Annotated in this window: 15 protein-coding genes; 9 read left to right on the plus strand and 6 right to left on the minus strand. The window is 63.5% G+C overall.

Features of this window, described 5'->3' with window-relative positions:
- Both FA04_RS01930 and FA04_RS01935 read left to right on the plus strand, forming a co-directional pair.
- On the plus strand, positions 1 to 381 hold the full coding sequence (locus FA04_RS01930; protein ID WP_034800894.1) for a VOC family protein: 381 nt from the start codon (positions 1 to 3) through the stop codon (positions 379 to 381).
- A 295-nt stretch (positions 382 to 676) separates the two neighbouring features.
- Positions 677 to 2,443 (plus strand): peptidoglycan D,D-transpeptidase FtsI family protein, encoded by a 1,767-nt coding sequence (locus tag FA04_RS01935; RefSeq protein WP_034800896.1) that lies wholly within the window; start codon positions 677 to 679, stop codon positions 2,441 to 2,443.
- A 51-nt stretch (positions 2,444 to 2,494) separates the two neighbouring features.
- On the opposite strand, the gene FA04_RS01940 is transcribed toward FA04_RS01935, so the two are convergent.
- Positions 2,495 to 3,904, minus strand: coding sequence for a DHA2 family efflux MFS transporter permease subunit (locus FA04_RS01940; RefSeq protein WP_034800899.1), 1,410 nt, complete (start codon positions 3,902 to 3,904; stop codon positions 2,495 to 2,497).
- A 180-nt stretch (positions 3,905 to 4,084) separates the two neighbouring features.
- Between FA04_RS01940 and FA04_RS01945 the strand changes: the two genes are divergently transcribed.
- From FA04_RS01945 to FA04_RS01965, 5 genes are all read left to right on the plus strand, one after another.
- Complete coding sequence (locus FA04_RS01945) at positions 4,085 to 5,071, plus strand: MBL fold metallo-hydrolase (RefSeq protein WP_234798731.1); 987 nt, start codon at positions 4,085 to 4,087, stop codon at positions 5,069 to 5,071.
- A 204-nt stretch (positions 5,072 to 5,275) separates the two neighbouring features.
- Positions 5,276 to 6,778, plus strand: coding sequence for an IMP dehydrogenase (guaB, locus tag FA04_RS01950; protein ID WP_034800902.1), 1,503 nt, complete (start codon positions 5,276 to 5,278; stop codon positions 6,776 to 6,778).
- 83 nt (positions 6,779 to 6,861) lie between these two features.
- The gene (locus tag FA04_RS01955; RefSeq protein WP_034800904.1) at positions 6,862 to 7,278 is read left to right on the plus strand and encodes an MAPEG family protein; all 417 of its coding nucleotides are present in this window, start codon (positions 6,862 to 6,864) and stop codon (positions 7,276 to 7,278) included.
- Between the two features lie 142 nt (positions 7,279 to 7,420).
- The gene (gene adhP, locus FA04_RS01960; RefSeq protein ID WP_034800906.1) at positions 7,421 to 8,449 is read left to right on the plus strand and encodes an alcohol dehydrogenase AdhP; all 1,029 of its coding nucleotides are present in this window, start codon (positions 7,421 to 7,423) and stop codon (positions 8,447 to 8,449) included.
- 149 nt (positions 8,450 to 8,598) lie between these two features.
- Positions 8,599 to 9,474 carry a dienelactone hydrolase family protein gene (locus tag FA04_RS01965; RefSeq protein WP_034800909.1) on the plus strand — a complete coding sequence of 292 codons (876 nt, stop codon included), beginning with the start codon at positions 8,599 to 8,601 and terminating at the stop codon, positions 9,472 to 9,474.
- Between the two features lie 12 nt (positions 9,475 to 9,486).
- On the opposite strand, the gene FA04_RS01970 is transcribed toward FA04_RS01965, so the two are convergent.
- Positions 9,487 to 10,398 (minus strand): hydrogen peroxide-inducible genes activator, encoded by a 912-nt coding sequence (locus FA04_RS01970; RefSeq protein ID WP_034800912.1) that lies wholly within the window; start codon positions 10,396 to 10,398, stop codon positions 9,487 to 9,489.
- Positions 10,399 to 10,570: 172 nt separating this feature from the next.
- Here FA04_RS01970 and katA point away from each other — a divergent pair, with 172 nt between their 5' ends.
- Positions 10,571 to 12,055: a catalase KatA gene (gene katA / locus FA04_RS01975; protein ID WP_034800915.1), complete on the plus strand. Its 1,485-nt coding sequence runs from the start codon at positions 10,571 to 10,573 to the stop codon at positions 12,053 to 12,055.
- 91 nt (positions 12,056 to 12,146) lie between these two features.
- On the opposite strand, the gene FA04_RS01980 is transcribed toward katA, so the two are convergent.
- Positions 12,147 to 13,097, minus strand: a complete 951-nt coding sequence (locus FA04_RS01980) for a LysR substrate-binding domain-containing protein (RefSeq protein WP_034800917.1) — start codon at positions 13,095 to 13,097, stop codon at positions 12,147 to 12,149.
- 206 nt (positions 13,098 to 13,303) lie between these two features.
- Between FA04_RS01980 and FA04_RS01985 the strand changes: the two genes are divergently transcribed.
- Positions 13,304 to 13,600 (plus strand): DUF1127 domain-containing protein, encoded by a 297-nt coding sequence (locus tag FA04_RS01985; protein WP_034800920.1) that lies wholly within the window; start codon positions 13,304 to 13,306, stop codon positions 13,598 to 13,600.
- A gap of 299 nt (positions 13,601 to 13,899) precedes the next feature.
- On the opposite strand, the gene FA04_RS01990 is transcribed toward FA04_RS01985, so the two are convergent.
- From FA04_RS01990 to FA04_RS02000, 3 genes are all read right to left on the minus strand, one after another.
- Positions 13,900 to 14,730: a DUF937 domain-containing protein gene (locus FA04_RS01990; protein WP_034800922.1), complete on the minus strand. Its 831-nt coding sequence runs from the start codon at positions 14,728 to 14,730 to the stop codon at positions 13,900 to 13,902.
- Between the two features lie 126 nt (positions 14,731 to 14,856).
- Positions 14,857 to 16,230 (minus strand): glutamate--cysteine ligase, encoded by a 1,374-nt coding sequence (locus FA04_RS01995; RefSeq protein ID WP_034800925.1) that lies wholly within the window; start codon positions 16,228 to 16,230, stop codon positions 14,857 to 14,859.
- A gap of 243 nt (positions 16,231 to 16,473) precedes the next feature.
- Positions 16,474 to 17,211: a 16S rRNA (uracil(1498)-N(3))-methyltransferase gene (locus FA04_RS02000; protein WP_034800927.1), complete on the minus strand. Its 738-nt coding sequence runs from the start codon at positions 17,209 to 17,211 to the stop codon at positions 16,474 to 16,476.
- Between the last annotated feature and the right edge of the window lie 7 nt (positions 17,212 to 17,218).

Genomic DNA, 17,218 nt, shown 5'->3' on the forward strand with positions numbered 1-17,218 from the left:
ATGCTGCTTTACGTCACCGTCGGCAGCAACGATCTGACACGCGCCGGCGCGTTCTACGATGCGGTAATGCCGACCCTTGGCTACCGCCGGCAGCGCCAGGACGAGACCGAGATCGGCTATGGCGCTGAGGGCGATCGCATCCGCTTTTGGGTGGTGACGCCCTTCAACCGCGCGCCCGCCACCTATGGCAATGGCGTGAGCATCGCGCTTGCAGCTGAGACCCGCGCCGCCGTCGACGCTTTTCATGCCGCAGCCCTTGCCAATGGCGGCACGGACGAGGGTGCGCCGGGCCTACGCCCGTTTCACGCAAATTTTTATGGTGCCTGGGTTCGCGATCACGACGGCAACAAGATCGCCGCCGTCTGCGAGCAGCCGGAGTAACCTGTCGCACGGCGCCGAGCTTCCAACGATGTCCTGATGGCGCACGCAGGCGCCACGGGGCCAGGCCGGCTTGTGCCGATCGGCCGCACTCCTGATCGCCCTCCAAAACCCGGCCCCCCCCAAAGACGGCGCATCGTGGTTAATCGGCCATTAACCAGTTGAGTGCAACTCTGGTGTTACTATCTGGTCCATTAGGACCTCCTAAGGTTTTAAATTTCACCGAGCGCTGGCTGCCGATCGACGATTGGCGACGGGTCGAGCACGTGCCCGGTTGGCTGCATGTGGAAGTACCTGGATGTCGATGATTTCGCTTGCCGTTCGGCTCAGAAGCCGCGCGCATTTTTCCGTCAAGAGGAATGGTGCCGGCAAGCCGGGGGTGATCATCGGCACCAGCGCCGGCCGCAGGAACCAGGCGCGGCAGCGCGTGGGGATCCTGATCGCCGGCTTTGCCGTCGTCTTTCTCGTCGTCGGCGGGCGGCTGGTTCAATATGGCCTGTCGGCGCCGGCCGAAACCGCGTCGATCGGCGGCAGCGGCCATGTCATCGCCTCTCGCCCGGATATCGTCGACCGCAACGGCCATCTCTTGGCGACCGATCTCAACACGATGTCGCTCTATGCGGAGCCGCGCAAGATCGTCGACGCCGACGAGGTCGTCGAGAAGCTCGCGACCGTGATTCCCAATCTCGATTGGCGCGATACGCACCGCAAGCTCCAGTCCGGATCAGCATTCCAGTGGCTGCGACGCCAGCTCACGCCGAAGCAGCAGTCGGACATTCTGGCGCTCGGCATTCCCGGCATCGGCTTCCGCCCGGAAAAGCGCCGTTTCTATCCCGGCGGCGTCACCGCTTCGCACATCCTCGGTCACGTCAATGTCGACAACCAGGGGCTGGCCGGCATCGAGCGCTATCTCGACCAGCAGGGCTTTGCCGATCTGCGGGCCGCTGGCCTTACCAGCAACGCCTCGCTCGAGCCTGTGCGGCTGTCGATCGATCTGCGCGTCCAGAACATCGTGCGCGAAGTGGTCGCCAACGCGATGACCGACTATGAGGCCGAGGCGGCCGGCGCTGTGGTTCTCGATGCAGAGACCGGTGAGGTGCTCGCCATGGCCTCGGTACCCGACTACGATCCGAACGAACCCTCGCGAACCTTGCCTGGCGGCGGCGTCGACAAGGAGTACGAAAAGGGCTGGTTCAACCGGATGAGCAACGCCACGTTCGAGATGGGCTCGACCTTCAAGAGCTTCACGCTGGCGATGGGCCTCGACGCGGGCAAGGTCAACCTGAACTCGGTCGTCGACGCGTCGCGGCCGATCCGCATGGGCGGCTTCACCATCAAGGACTTCAAGGGCAAGAACCGTCCGCTATCGATCCCGGAGGTCTTCCAGTACTCCTCCAACATCGGCACCGCGGCAGTTGCCGACATGGTCGGGATCGAAGGTCACCAGCAGTTCCTGACGAAGATGGGCCTCCTGTCCCGCATGCAAACCGAAATGCCGGGGGTCGCCATCCCGACCCAGCCGCGCACGTGGAAGAAGATCAATTCGGTGACGATCTCCTTCGGTCACGGCGTGGCGACCACGCCGTTGCAGACGGCCGTCGCCGCCGCGGCGCTGATGAATGGCGGACACCTGATCCCGCCGACCTTCCTGCCGCGCTCACCGGAGGAAACGAAGTTCGTCTCGCAAAGGGTGATCAAGGAAACGACCAGCGCCGACATGCGCTTCCTCTACAACTGGAACGGCGTGAAGGGCTCCGGCAGGCGGGCGCAGGTGGAAGGCTTCCATGTCGGCGGCAAGACCGGCACGGCCGACAAGGTCATCAACGGCCGCTATGCCAAGGACATCAACTTCAACGCCTTCCTTGCGGCCTTCCCGATGGATAAGCCCAAATACATCGTGCTGTCGATCATCGACGCGCCGAAAACCGGAGAAAACGGCGGGCGGACGGCCGCGGCCAACGCCGCTCCGATGGTCAAGTCGATCATCGGTCGGTCAGCGCCGCTCCTCGGGGTGAAGCCCCGGTTTGGAGACCTGGGCGCCGAACAGTGGCTGGCCAACTACTAAGGCCGGCACCGTTGCTGGGAAGGCACCGTCGATCAGTCGGTGCCCAAGGGATCATTTCCCCGCAGCCGTCTCGACTTCGCGCGCCGGCAGCCGGTGTCCCGACACGGAGGAGCCGGCGTTCTTCGCCATAGTGAGGAACGGGATCGCCGCGATCAGGTTGGCGGCGGCGATGATCATGAAAGCGGTGTGGAAATCGTCGAGCTGCAGCGGGCCGCCGCTGAGCTTCGTCTCGATTTCGAGGATCGCGCCGGCGACCGCAACGCCGAGCGCCAGGCTGATCTGTTGCAGCACCGCGCTCATCGAGGTCGCCTTGCTGGCATCCGCATCGTCGATATCGGCAAAAGACAGCGCGTTGACGCTGGTGAAGAAGAACGAGCGCGCAAAGCCGGCGATCAGGAGGATGGTGATCAGCACCAGATAGGGCGTCTCCGGCGTGAAGAAGCCGTTGGCGAAGGTGGTGATCGCCGCAATGATCGCAGCGATGATCAGCGTGGTACGGAAGCCGGCAAAGGCCAGAACGCGCCGCGCGTAGAACTTGGTGGTAATCGCGCCGACCGCGCCGATGAAGGTGATGAGGCCGGACTGGAACGGGTTGAGGCCGAACCCCACCTGCAGCATCAGCGGCATCAGGAAGGGAACGGCGCCGACCGAGATGCGGAAGATCGTGCCGCCGATCGAAGCGGCGCGAAAGGCGTTGTCGCGGAAGAGCTTCAGGTCGAGGACCGGGGCCGGATGACGCCGCGCATGGCGGATGTAGAGCAGGGCCGAAACAAGGCCGATCGCTACCGAGGCGATGCCGACAACGGGGGGCAGGGCAGGCAGGCTGATCACCGACAGGCCGAAGACGATGCCGGAGGCAGCAATGCCGCCGAGCAGGAAGCCCAGCACGTCGACCGGCGGCGGATCGAGCGGCTCCATCTTCGGCAGGTAGATGCCCGACAGGATGTAGCCGGCGATGCCCACGGGCACGTTGATCAGGAAGATCCAGTGCCAGGAGAAGTAGGTGGTGATGAAGCCACCGAGGGGCGGTCCGGCAAGCGGACCCACGAGCGCGGGGATCGTCAACAGCGCCATGGCCGACACCAGTTCGCTGCGCGGCGTCCCGCGAACCAGCACGAGGCGAGCGACCGGCGTCATCATCGCGCCGCCCATTCCCTGCAGGAACCGGGAGAAGACGAAGGCGGGCAGGCTGTTCGAAATGGCGCAGAAGATCGATCCGGCAATGAAGACCAGGATCGCCGCGCGAAAGATCCTCTTGGCGCCGAAGCGGTCGGCCATCCAGCCGCTCAAGGGGATGAAGATCGCCAGCGCCACCATGTAAGCGGTCAGCGCCAACTTCAGCGTGATCGGCCCGACGCCGATGTCGCGGGCGATTGCCGGCAGCGACGTGGAAATCACGGTCGAGTCCATCTGCTCCATGAAAAGAGCGACGGCAAGGATCATCGGGACGATACGGTTCATGAAACGATGCTTCGGACGGTCAGCGATAAGCAGAAGCTAATAATACCGGCCATGGCTTTTGTCGGGGCAAAACCGGTGATTGCGGATCAAAAGCCTGTGATCCCGACTGGCCTTTGCTGTCAAGACGCTAGTTCTGGCCGAGTTGTCGCCGATGGATCCAACAGAAAGCGGAAACGAACCATGAGTGAAATGTCGATGAAGCGCAGGACCTTGATGGGAGCGGGAACGCTCGGCGTGCTCGCAGCGCCCTCGCTGATGACGGGCATTGCAGTCGCTCAGGAAAAATCGGAAAACACCGGCATGAAAGCCAGCCCTCCGACAAGAATGCTCAAGCTTGGCGCGTTCAAGATCGTTGTCGTCAATGACGGCACTCGCGTCAGCGACAAGCCGCACGAGACCTACGGCACCAACCAGCCGCAACAGGCGGTGGCCGAACTGCTGCAGCAGAACTTCCTGCCGACCGATGCGCTGCTCAACAGCTATTCGCCGGTTCTTGTCGATACCGGATCGGACCTCGTGCTCTTCGATACCGGCATGGGCGAGGGCGGTCGGGAGACCGGCGCTGGCCGCCTGCTCGACGGGATCCGCGCTGCCGGCTATTCGCCGGAGCAGGTCTCGGTTGTCGTGGTAACCCATATGCATGGCGATCACATCGGCGGCCTCATGGAGGCCGAAAAACCGGCCTTCGCCAATGCCCGCTATGTGATGGGCGAAGTCGAATACGCCTTCTGGAAAGATCCGGCGCGCGCCGGCACGCCAGCAGAAAACGGTCACAAGGCCGTGCTGGAAAAGGTCGTGCCGCTTGCGGAAAAGACCACCTTCATCGGCGACGGTGCCGCGGTCGTTCCGGGCATTTCGGCCATTGCCGCTTTCGGCCATTCGCCGGGGCACATGGTGTTCCGTCTCGATTCCGACGGCAAGGCGCTGATGCTGACGGCCGATGCCGCCAACCACTATGTGTTGTCGCTGCAGCGGCCGGACTGGGAAGTGCGCTTCGACATGGACAAGGCGAAGGCAGCAGAGACGCGCCGTCGCGTGTTCGACATGATCGCCAACGAACGGCTGCCCTTTATCGGCTACCACATGCCGTTTCCTGCGGTCGGTTTCGTCGAGAGGCAGGGCGAGGGTTACCGTTTCGTGCCCGCAAGCTATCAGCCCGATATCTGATTGGTTGCCGCGCCTCTTCGCGCGAAATTGCTGCTCTGCAACAAATATCGGCCGACGGCGGGACATTTCCCGGCTTTGGCTATTTTCATCCTGACATATCCGTGTTACGAGCCCTCGCCAACTTCCAAGACACGCTTTGAAGTCGCCCGGTGGACAAAACGCAGCCCGTCCCCGGGGATTTTCGCTATTTGAAGGGAATTGGCCATGGCGCGCATCATCGAAACGGCAACTGGTCTGGAGGCTCTGACCTTCGACGACGTCCTGCTCCTGCCCGGGCATTCCGAAGTCATGCCGGGTCAGACCAACATCGCGACCACCATTGCCCAGGACATCGACCTGAACCTGCCGATCCTGTCGTCTGCCATGGACACGGTGACTGAAGGGCGTCTCGCAATCGCCATGGCGCAGGCCGGCGGCATCGGCGTCATCCACCGCAACCTGACGCCGGCCGAGCAGGCCGAAGAGGTTCGCCAGGTCAAAAAGTTCGAAAGCGGCATGGTCGTCAATCCGGTGACCATCGGTCCCGACGCCAAGCTCGCCGATGCGCTCGGCCTGATGAAGCAGCATGGCATTTCCGGCATCCCGGTCGTTGAAAACGGCGGTGCCGGTGGCCAGAAGCAGGGCCGCCTCGTCGGTATCCTCACCAACCGCGACGTTCGTTTCGCCTCGGATCCGAACCAGAAGATCCACGAACTCATGACCCATGAGAACCTGGTCACGGTCAAGGAAAGCGTCGACCAGCAGGAAGCCAAGCGCCTGCTGCACGCCCATCGCATCGAAAAGCTGCTCGTGGTCGACGGCGACGGCCGTTGCGTCGGTCTCATCACCGTCAAGGATATCGAGAAGGCACAGCTGAACCCGAACGCCTCCAAGGATGCGCAGGGCCGCCTTCGTGCCGCCGCCGCCATCTCGGTCGGCGATGACGGCTTTGAGCGCGCCGAGCGACTGATCGATGCCGGCGTCGACCTGATCGTCGTCGACACCGCCCATGGTCACTCGCAGCGCGTTCTCGACGCGGTCGCCCGCGTCAAGAAGCTCTCGAACTCGGTTCGCATCATGGCCGGCAACGTCGCGACCGCCTCCGGCACCAAGGCGCTGATCGATGCCGGTGCGGATGCGGTCAAGGTCGGTATCGGCCCGGGCTCGATCTGCACCACGCGCATCGTCGCCGGTGTCGGCGTGCCGCAGCTCGCTGCGATCATGGGCGCCGTCGAAGCCGCCCAGGCGGCCGGCATTCCTGTCATCGCCGATGGCGGCATCAAGTTCTCTGGCGACCTTGCCAAGGCGATCGCCGCCGGTGCTTCGGCCGTCATGATCGGCTCGCTGCTTGCCGGCACCGATGAAAGCCCGGGCGAAGTGTTCCTCTACCAGGGCCGCTCCTTCAAGGCCTATCGCGGCATGGGCTCCGTTGGCGCCATGGCGCGCGGCTCGGCGGACCGCTACTTCCAGGCGGAAGTGCGCGACACGCTGAAGCTGGTTCCCGAGGGCATCGAAGGCCAGGTCCCCTACAAGGGTCCGGTCGCAGGCGTCCTGCACCAGCTCGCGGGCGGCCTCAAGGCCTCCATGGGTTATGTCGGCGGCCCGACGATCAAGGAATACCAGGAGCGCGCCCAGTTCGTGCGCATCTCCGGCGCGGGCCTGCGCGAAAGCCACGCCCATGACGTGACGATCACTCGCGAAAGCCCGAACTACCCGGGCGCGCACTGATTGCGATTGCATTCGAAGGGCGCCGCGCCATCGCGCGGCGCCCTTCGCTATTTCAGAGTAAGCGTGTTTGAGGGAGTAGCGTAATGACGGGTTTCGAGATTTTCTGGCCGATCGTGGCGCATGTCTTCCTCGTCTTCTGCCTCTATGCTCTTCTCTCCTTCCGCCGGATGGGCCTGGTGCGCGCCGGTAAGGCGAATGCCGGCCAGTTTCGCGAAAACCGTGACGAGCCGGGCGAAAGCCTGGTGGTGAAAAACAGCATCGCCAACCAGTTCGAGCTGCCGGTTCTCTTCTACGTCTGCTGCGTGCTGCTCTACATCACCGAGGCCGACAACATCGTCTCCCTCGCTCTTGCCTGGCTCTTCGTTGCCCTGCGCTATGTGCACGCCTTCGTGCATGTGACCAGCAATCGCCTGCGCTATCGCCGCCCGCTGTTCATGGGCGGTGTTGCAACGCTGTTTGCGATGTGGGTGTGGCTTGCCGTCTGGATGGCGATGAGCTGATCCGGATAGGCGCACCGCCATTCTGACGCAGATCTGAGACAGTCTGCGCCTTCATCTTCCCGTCTTGATGCGTATCAATTACCCGATGCCGCTTTTGCGCGTAGTCTCTCCGGCGTTGGGCAACAACGCATCGGAGGACGAGATGACCGCAACGATGAAAGCCGCCGTGGTGCGCGAATTCGGCAAGCCGCTGGTAATCGAGAATGTGCCGATACCGGAGCCGGGTCCCGGCCAGGTGCTGATCAAATACGAGGCGACGGGCGTCTGCCACACGGACCTGCACGCCGCCAACGGCGACTGGCCAGTCAAGCCGAAGCCGCCCTTCATCCCCGGACATGAAGGCGTCGGCTATGTCGCCAAGCTCGGCAGCGGCGTCGCGCGGCTGAAGGAAGGCGACCGCGTCGGCGTTCCGTGGCTGCACACCGCCTGCGGCGGCTGCACGCCTTGCCGCACCGGATGGGAAACGCTCTGCGGCAGCCAGCAGAACACCGGTTATTCCGTCAACGGCACGTTTGCGCAATACGGCCTCGCCGATCCTGACTTCGTCGGCCGCCTGCCGGCAAAGCTCGAATTCGGGCCCGCGGCCCCCATCCTTTGCGCCGGCGTCACCGTCTACAAGGGCTTGAAGGAAACCGAAGTGCGTCCGGGCGAATGGGCGCTGATCTCGGGCATCGGCGGACTCGGGCACATGGCGGTGCAATATGCCAAGGCCATGGGCATGCATGTCGCCGCCGTCGATATCTTCCCGGACAAGCTGGAGCTTGCCCGAAAACTTGGTGCCGACCTCGTCGTCGATGCGCGCGACAAGGATGCGGTCGAGCAGGTGCGAGATGCGACCGGGGGCGTGCATGGTGCCCTGGTGACGGCCGTCGCGCCCAAGGCGATGGAGCAGGCCTTCAACATGCTCCGCTCCAAGGGAACCATGGCGCTGGTCGGCCTGCCGCCCGGCCAGATGTGCCTGCCAATCTTCGATACGGTTCTGAAGCGCATCACCATCCGCGGCTCGATCGTCGGGACGCGGCAGGATCTGGAGGAATCGCTCGAGTTCGCCGGTGAAGGCAAGGTCGCCTCGCACTTCACCTGGGACAAGATCGAGAACATCAACGCCATCTTCAAGCGCATGGAGGAAGGCAAGATCGACGGTCGCATCGTGCTCGACCTCAACGGCTGATCGGCGTGCGTGGGAGCTTCGACCTGTGAGGGCGAAAGGAAACACGCGGCAGTAACGCAAGTTTGTATGTTCCAGACCGCCCGCCGACCTATTCTGTCGCGGGCGGTTCTGTCTGCCGCCGCGGGAGATAAGAACCGAAGGAGGCTGGCATGCAGGAACCGAAAATCACGCAGGCGATGATCGACGCCTATGACGAGTACACGCATCTGACCCTCGATCGCCGTCGCTTCATGGAAAAGCTCACCGGTCTCGCCGGTTCCGCGGCTGCGGCCGCGGCGATCGCGCCGCTGCTGGCGGCCAATGGTGCCAAGGCGGAGATCGTGGCTGCAAACGACACCCGCGTGACCGGCGAGGACATCACCTATCCCGGCGCTGCCGGCGATATGAAAGGCTATCTCGTTCGTCCGGCAGAGGTGAGCGGCAAGCTGCCGGCGGTCATCGTCATCCATGAGAACCGCGGGCTGAACCCGCATATCCGCGACGTCGCGCGGCGCATGGCGCTCGAAGGCTTCCTGGCGCTGGCGCCGGATTTCCTGTCGCCTGCGGGCGGCACGCCGACGGACGAGGACAAGGCGCGCGAGATGATCGGCGCGCTCGATGCGGCGGCAACGACCGCGAATGCGGCGGCGACCGTGGCGTTTCTGGAAGGACACGCGCAATCGACCGGCAAGGTCGGCGCCATCGGCTTCTGCTGGGGCGGCGGTCTCGTCAACCGGCTCGCGGTCGGATCCCCGGATTTGAAGGCCGGCGTCGCCTATTATGGCGCGCAGCCCAAGGCCGAAGACGTGCCGAAGATCAAGGCGGCGCTGCTGCTGCACTATGCAGGCCTCGACGAACGCATCAATGCCGGCATCGACGCCTATCAGAAGGCGCTGAAAGACAACGGCAAGGACGCGACGATCTATGTCTATGACGGCGTCAACCACGCCTTCAACAACGACACCTCGGCCGCGCGGTATGACAAGGCCGCGGCCGATCTCGCCTGGAGCCGGACGGTCGAGTTCCTGAAGGCCAAGCTCGCCTGAGCGCTGCTACGCTCAGGCCGCTGCCGCCTGGAGAATATCGTCGGCGCAGCCGCTGATCGCCGCTGCGAGCGCTTCCATGTCGCGCTCGCGCGGGCTGCTGCGCCGCCAGATAAGCCCGATCTCGCGCGCCGGTTCAGGCGCGGCGAAGGGTACGATGCGGATGGAGTTGCGCGCCGCCTCGGTCGCGATCGCGATCTCGGGGATGAGCGTCATGCCCATGCCGTTGGCGACCATCTGCAGGAGCGTCGTCATCGAGGTCGCGCCGAACGAGACGAGACGGCGCTTGCCGGCCGTGCTGCAGACGGCGAGCGCCTGATCGCGCAGGCAATGGCCCTCTTCGAGCAGGAGCAACTGTTCGACATCCACCTGGTCTTCAGTCAGCGGCGACATCAGGATGTTTCGCTCGTCGTCCGCCATTGCCATGTAGAAGCGGTCGGAAAAGAGCGGCTTCGTCGAAAGTCCGTCGGCCTCGATCGGCAAGGCGGCGACGACGGCGTCGAGCAGACCCTCGCCGAGATCGGCGACCAGTCTTGATGTCACCGATTCCTTCAGTTCGATCTCGATTGCCGGGTAGACCTGGCGCAGGTGCGGCACCAGCCGCGGCACGAGGTAGGGGGCAAGCGTCGGGATGACGCCGATGCGGATCCGCCCTTCGAGCGTGCCGGAACTGGCGCGCGCGCTCAACTCCAGCTGATCCACCTCAGAGAGGATGGCGCGGGTACGGGCCAAAACCTCTTCGCCCTTGCGGGTCAAGAAGACGCCGCTGCGGCTGCGCTCCACCAGCTTCACGCCCAAGTGGTTCTCCATTTCCATGATCTGGGCGGAGAGCGCCGGCTGGCTGACATGGACGAGTTCGGCCGCCTTGCCGAAGTGGCGAGCGGAGGCGAGCGCATCGAAATAGCGCATCTGTCTGAGTGTAAGCATGATAGGAAAATCTTATCGATCTTTAATTTTTATGCAATTGGAGATTATCGAGGCGCCGTGGGAAAAACCTCTTGCCAGAGCGTTCGGGCTTTGATCGCCGCGCAGATTGCGGCCGGCTGCCGTCGGTCCTGTGCGACCACCCGGACGCGAAACCCTTTGACAGGAGGACGCGATGTCTGATCGACCCATATTGACGACGAGTGCCGGAGCCCCGGTGCCGGACAACCAGAATTCGCTGACGGCCGGCCCGCGCGGCGGCGTCATGATGCAGGACTATCAGCTTATCGAGAAGCTGTCGCATCAAAACCGCGAGCGCATTCCCGAGCGCGCCGTTCACGCCAAGGGTTGGGGCGCCTATGGCACGCTGAAGATCACCGGCGACATCTCGAAATACACCAAGGCCAAGGTTTTGCAGCCCGGCGCCGAGACGCCGATGCTGGCGCGGTTCTCGACTGTTGCCGGTGAACTGGGTGCTGCCGACGCCGAACGCGACGTGCGCGGCTTCGCGCTGAAATTCTATACGCCCGAGGGCAATTGGGACCTCGTCGGCAACAACACGCCAATCTTCTTCGTTCGCGACGCCTACAAGTTCCCGGACTTCATCCACACCCAGAAGCGCCACCCGAAGACCAACCTGCGTTCGGCGACCGCGATGTGGGATTTCTGGTCGCTGTCGCCGGAAAGCCTGCATCAGGTCACGATCCTGATGTCCGATCGCGGATGTCCGGTGTCGCCGCTGCACATGAACGGCTACGGCTCGCACACCTTCTCGTTCTGGAACGACGCCGGCGAGCGCTATTGGGTCAAGTTCCACTTCAAGACCCAGCACGGCCACAAGCACTACACCAACGCCGAGGCGGCAGACGTGATCGGCCGGACGCGCGAAAGCTACCAGGAAGCGCTCTATGGGGCGATCGAAGAGGGCAACTATCCGCGTTGGACGCTGCAGGTGCAGATCATGCCCGAGCTCGAAGCCGAGAAGACGGCCTATGATCCCTTCGACGTCACCAAGGTCTGGCCGCATGCAGATTATCCGCCGATCGAGGTCGGCGTGCTGGAGCTCAATCGCAACCCGGAGAACTATTTCGCCGAGGTCGAGAATGCCGCCTTCTCGCCGTCCAACATCGTGCCCGGCATCGGCTTTTCGCCGGACAAGATGCTGCAGGCCCGGCTGTTCTCCTATGCCGACGCCCACCGCTACCGGCTCGGAACGCATTACGAGCACATTCCGGTCAACCGGCCGAAATGCCCGGTGCATCACTATCACCGCGATGGCCAGATGAACACGTTCGGCGGCATTCAGACCGGCAATCCGAGTGCCTATTACGAGCCGAATTCGTTCAACGGCCCGGTCGAGCAGCCCTCCGCGATGGAACCGCCGCTACGCATCAGCGGCGACATGGCCCGCTACGACCACCGCGAAGGCAACGACGACTACGTCCAGCCGCGTGCGCTCTTCAACCTCTTCGATGCCGGCCAGAAGGCGCGCCTGTTCTCCAACATCGCCGCGGCGATGGGCGGCGTGCCGGGGCCGATCGTCGAGCGCCAGCTTGCGCACTTCAAGCGCGTCCACCCGGACTATGAGGCCGGTGTGCGCGCCGCCCTTCACGCGGCCCACGGCTACGAAGCCGACGCCGTCGGCGCGGCAGCCGAATAGACTGGTATCGAGTTCGGCCGCGTGCTGATCTCTGGACAAAAAAAGGCCACGCACCGGCTTGGTGCGTGGCCTTTTCCGCTTTCTGCAGCTCTTACCAGCCCGGCAGCATATGGCTCTGCCGGAGGCGCGGATAACGCGGGAAGCCCTTGATGTCGGCCTCGAGGTCGTCGTTGGCGCTGATCGGCGTGATGTTGTCGAGGCAGGCGGTGATGTGGTTGCTGATCGCGTTCGAAAGCGAGGGCGAAAGGCCCGGACGCTTCATGATGCCGATCTGCACCGGCGCCAAGGCCGGGAAGCCGTCCGCAAGCGTCAGCACCTTCATGCCGGGACGAAGCGCCGATTCCGGCAGGACAGAGACGGCCATGCCGGCCAGCACAGCGGCGGCGACGACCGTCGACGACCAGCTGGTGAACAGGATCTGGTACTCCCGACCCGTCGCATCGAGTGCGGCACAGGCCGCCTGGCGCCACAGACAGTCGCGCCGGCCGACAGCAAGCGGGATCGGTGCGTTCTCGGGCAGCGGGTGGTTGATCGAGCTCACCCAGCAGAGCGGTTCGGTCCGCACCACGTCCGACGCGCGGGCACGCGGATTGTGCGTGACGAGCGCGATGTCGAGGTCGCCCTTGGCCATCTTCTCGGCGAGGTCCACGGAGGGCTCGCAGATGATGTAAAGCTCGACATTCGGATGCGTCTTGGCAAAACGCATGATGATCTCGGGCATGTAGCGGTCGGCGTAATCGTCTGGCGTGCCGATCCGGAGCGTGCCTTCGAGGCGATTGTCGTCGAAGGAAGCGATCGCCTCGTTGTTGAGGCGGATCATCCGGCGCGCGAAATTGAGCAGCCGGTCGCCTTCGACCGTGAGCCGGTTGCCGCGGCCGTCCTTCATGAACAGCGCCTTGCCGATGCGCTCTTCCAGGCGGCGCATCTGCATGGAAACGGCGGATTGGGTCTTGAAGACCCGGTCGGCCGCCTTGGTGAAGCTGCCCGTATCGGCGATCGCGACAAAGGTCTGGAGCTGATCGATATCAAGGGGTGCGGACATGGCCGTAATGCATCCATAAGATTGTTTGATGAATATCATTAAAAACATTCGTTGGACTGATCAATAAGGATTTGCGATCTATCGGAGGCAAATTCATCGATCCCCGGCCGGCAATTTCGCCAGCGAATCCCAAACTCTTTGGCCCGCCCCTGCGTTTGATCTCCCGCAGGGGATGGGCCTCTTCGTGCCTGAAAGGAGAAATTGTCATGCGCACGACACAGCACGCCCTCGATCTCGACCTCGTTGCCGGAACGCAGTCCTATGCCTCCCGCGCCGTCGGCGTGACAGGCATGCTAACGTCCGTATGGCAGCTCCTCCGAAATCGCTATGCGATCGGCCGTCTGAACGACCTGGATGACCGCCAGCTCCTCGACATGGGGCTGAAACGCGAAGATGTGCGCGAGGCGATTACCTCGCCCTTCTTCGACAATCCGGCGAGTTACCTGACACGCGCGTCGCGAAACCGGGCGAGCCTCTTCTACAAAGGGGCCCGCCACGACTGATCGTCCCCAATGGCGCATCCCGCCGCTTGAGATGTGCCAGTCGAGCATGATCCGCGAAAGCCTGCCGCCGCCGCGGGTCATGCTGCGAAATTCGGTGCCGCTGACCTCAACGGTCGCGCGCCCAAACGTTCCCCGCAGGGTAGAGCCAATAGACCCTGCCGCTTGGCCCGGTGCATGACCAAGACATGCACCGGGCCTTTTTCTTTCCGAAGCTGTTCGAAACAACGCGCTGACGCCCGCACTTGCAGGCGATTGCCGTCCGATGGAGGCGCGGGATGTGCTGACGGGGAGGCTTGGCCTCAGCTCTTCGTGCCGGGGCCGGTCTTGTAAAGGTCGAACAGCGCCTCGACGTTCTTCTGGTATTCTTTCTGCATCTCCAGCCCGGTGTCGAACATGCTGTTCATGACCTGGGAGAATTGGGCCAGCGCCGGATTGTCGGCTGCCGGCTTCTGCGCGCCGGCGGCACCCGCCTGCATCATGTCCTGAAACGCCTTGACGAAGGGGTTGTCGGCAAAGACGTCGGCTGTCTTCGGCTTCTCTTCCTTCTTCGGGGCCATGCCGAAGAAGCCCTGCATCGCCTGGGTGAAGGGGTTGTCGAACGGGCTCGGCTGCGGTTCCGGCTTCTTGGCGAAACCGGCCGCTTCCATCCATTGCCGCATCGCGGTCGCCATCGGGTTGTTGGCAAAGGCATCGCTTGCGGCGGCAAATTGCCCGGTTGTCTGCTTGAACAGCCCGCCCATCAGCGTATCGGCCATCACAGGCAGCATCTGCTTGTAGATCTCCTGGCTGACGCCGGTGACCTGGGCCGCCTGCGCGGCGATCGCGCGCGACATTTCCTTCGAGCCGAACAGTTGCCCGAGAACGCCGTTGCCGTCGGCCATGCCCTGCGGCGTGAAGGCCTGGCTCATGTCTTCGAAGTATTTGGCGTAGTTGCCGCTGCCGAGCGCCGTCAGCAAGGCGCCGAAGTCGTAGGGGTTGGCGGTGTTGCGCTTGAAAGCCGCCGAGAAGGCCGGCAGCAGCGCCGCTGTCGCCTTCGTCATTTGCTCCTGGGCGATGCCGAACTGTTGCGCCATCAGCTCGATGGCCTTGCCGTTCTGCGCCTGCGCGAACATGTCGAAAAGCGGTGCCATCCCAGTTCCCCTTTATGGACGCGCGGCGCTCTAAGCGACGCATATCCTTGCACTATAACGGGAAATCAGGGACTGGGAACCGCTTTTTGAGAGGGCCGCGACGAGCACCGCGCCCCTGTCCGAGCCTTAATACTGGTACTCGGCAAAGACCGGGTCTACGGAGCCGTTCCAGCGGCCATTGTAGAGCGCCAAAAGGTCTTCCGCGAGCGTTGCCTTCTTGGCCAGCACCTCGTCGAGCGGCGCCAGGAACTGGCTTTCGTCGATACCATCGCCGTTCAGCCTGTTGCGGCGCTTCAGACCGCCGCGCGAAATGGAGATGACCTCGCGGGCAACGTCGTAAAGCGTGCCGGTGCGGAACTTGGCGGCAAGCGCCTGAGCCGGCACGGCGTTGCGCATGGCACTCACCTCTTCGAAGGTCCAGTCGCGCGTCAGTGCCTCGGCGGCGTCGAGTGCCTCGCGGTCGTAGAGCAGGCCGACCCAGAAGGCCGGCAGCGCGCAGATCCGCCGCCACGGGCCGCCATCGGCGCCGCGCATTTCGAGGAAGCGCTTCAGGCGCACGTCGGGGAACAGCGTCGAGAGATGGTTGGTCCAGTCGCCCATGTTCGGCTGCCAGTCGGCGACCTCGCCCTTGAGTGCGCCGCCCATGAACTGGCGGAAGGTGATGTGGGTGCAATCGTGGTAGTGGCCGTCGCGCACGACGAAGTACATCGGCACGTCGAGCGCCCACTCCACGTAGTCGGCAAAACCGAAATCGGGACGGAAGGCGGACGGCAGCAGGCCGGCGCGCTGGTTGTCGGTGTCGCGCCAGATGTCGCCGCGCCAGGAGAGAAGCCCGTTCGGCTTGCCGTCGGTAAAGGGCGAGCTTGCAAACAGCGCGGTCGAGAGCGGCTGCAGCTTCAAGGACACCTGCATCTTGCGGCGCATGTCCTCTTCCGAGGAGAAGTCCAGGTTCACCTGGATCGTGCAGGTGCGATACATCATGTCGAGGCCCTGGGTGCCGACCTTCGGCATGTAGCGGCTCATGATGCCGTAGCGCGATTTCGGCATGCGCGGGGTCTCATCAAAGGTCCACTTGGGGCTGCCGCCGATGCCGAGGAAGCGGATGCCGAGCGGCTCGGCGACTTCGCGCAGCACCGCCAGATGCTGGTTCGATTCCTTGCAGGTCTGGTGCAGGTTTTCGAGCGGCGCGCCGGAAAGTTCGAACTGTCCACCCGGTTCCAGCGAGATCGCGCCATTGCCCGACTGTTCGGCAAGGCCGATGATGTTGCCTTCGTCGATGATCGGTTCCCAGCCGCTTTTCGCCGCCATGCCGTTCAGAAGCGCCTGGATGCTGGCCTCGCCGAAATAGGGGACGGGGCTGTTGTCCGCCTTAAAGAAGGCGAACTTTTCGTGCTCCGTGCCGATCCGGAACCGCTCCTCCGGTTTCGAACCTTCTGCCAGGTAGGCGGTCAGGTCAGCGACAGAGGTTACCGGCGTCTGGTCGGTGGTATCTCGGGCCATGAGCGTCTTCTTTTGTTTGGGCGGCTCCCGCAGGTTAGCGGGAGTTGATGGAGGCTGCTTGAACCGTAATCAGGTGCGGTGCAAGTCAATTTCTTTCAAGATCTCATCAAAAAAAGTAGGACATTTGCTTGCTCTGGAGCAAGCACCGCGGAAATGGGTACTGGTGACCCAATCCTGCCTTGCCGGAGAGATCGTCCCCTTCTAGGGGAGCGAGCGGTGTCCGATTTGCCCGGGAACGACCGGCTATCGCCAGTCGCCGACAGTTGCCTGGATGACCGCCATGGCGGCGACGGCTGCCGTGTCGGCCCTGAGGATGCGGGGCCCGAGCGGAATGGCGGTGACGAAATCGAGGCTGTGCAGCAGCGTGCGCTCGGCTTCCGAGAAGCCGCCTTCCGGGCCGATCAACAGCGCGAGCTTCTTTTCCTTGATGCCGGCGAGGATCGGCGACGGATTCTGGCTGTCGCTGCCTTCGTCGCAGAAAATAATGCGCCGGTCGCTCTGCCAGGTGGCAAGCAGGTCTTCGAGCCGGCGCGGTTCCTCGACATGGGGAATGCCGAGTACGCCGCATTGTTCGGCCGCCTCGATGACGTTGGCGCGAACCCGCTCGATATTGCCAAGCTTGCCCTGCACATGTTGCGTCATGACCGGCTGCAAAGTGCCGGCGCCCATTTCGACGGCCTTCTGCGCGAGATAGTCGAGCCGCCCGACCTTGAGCGGGGCAAAGAGATAGACGAGATCGCAAGGCGCCGGCTGGGGGCGCGTCTGCTCGACGGGCGTCAGCACCAAGCGCTTCTTGCTGGCGAAGGAAAGCTCGGCCCGCCACTCGCCGTCGCGCCCGTTGAAGACGAGGATCGAGGCGCCTTCTTCGTAACGCAGCACGTTCACCAGGTAGTTGAACTGTTCCTTGGACGCTTCGTGCGCCGAGCCGGCACTCAAGGGGTGTTCGACGAACAGTCGCTGCATGCGAAAATTGGCGCGCATTGAGGAG

The sequence above is a fragment of the Ensifer adhaerens genome, assembly GCF_000697965.2.
In the GTDB taxonomy this organism is placed as follows: Bacteria; Pseudomonadota; Alphaproteobacteria; order Rhizobiales; family Rhizobiaceae; genus Ensifer; species Ensifer adhaerens.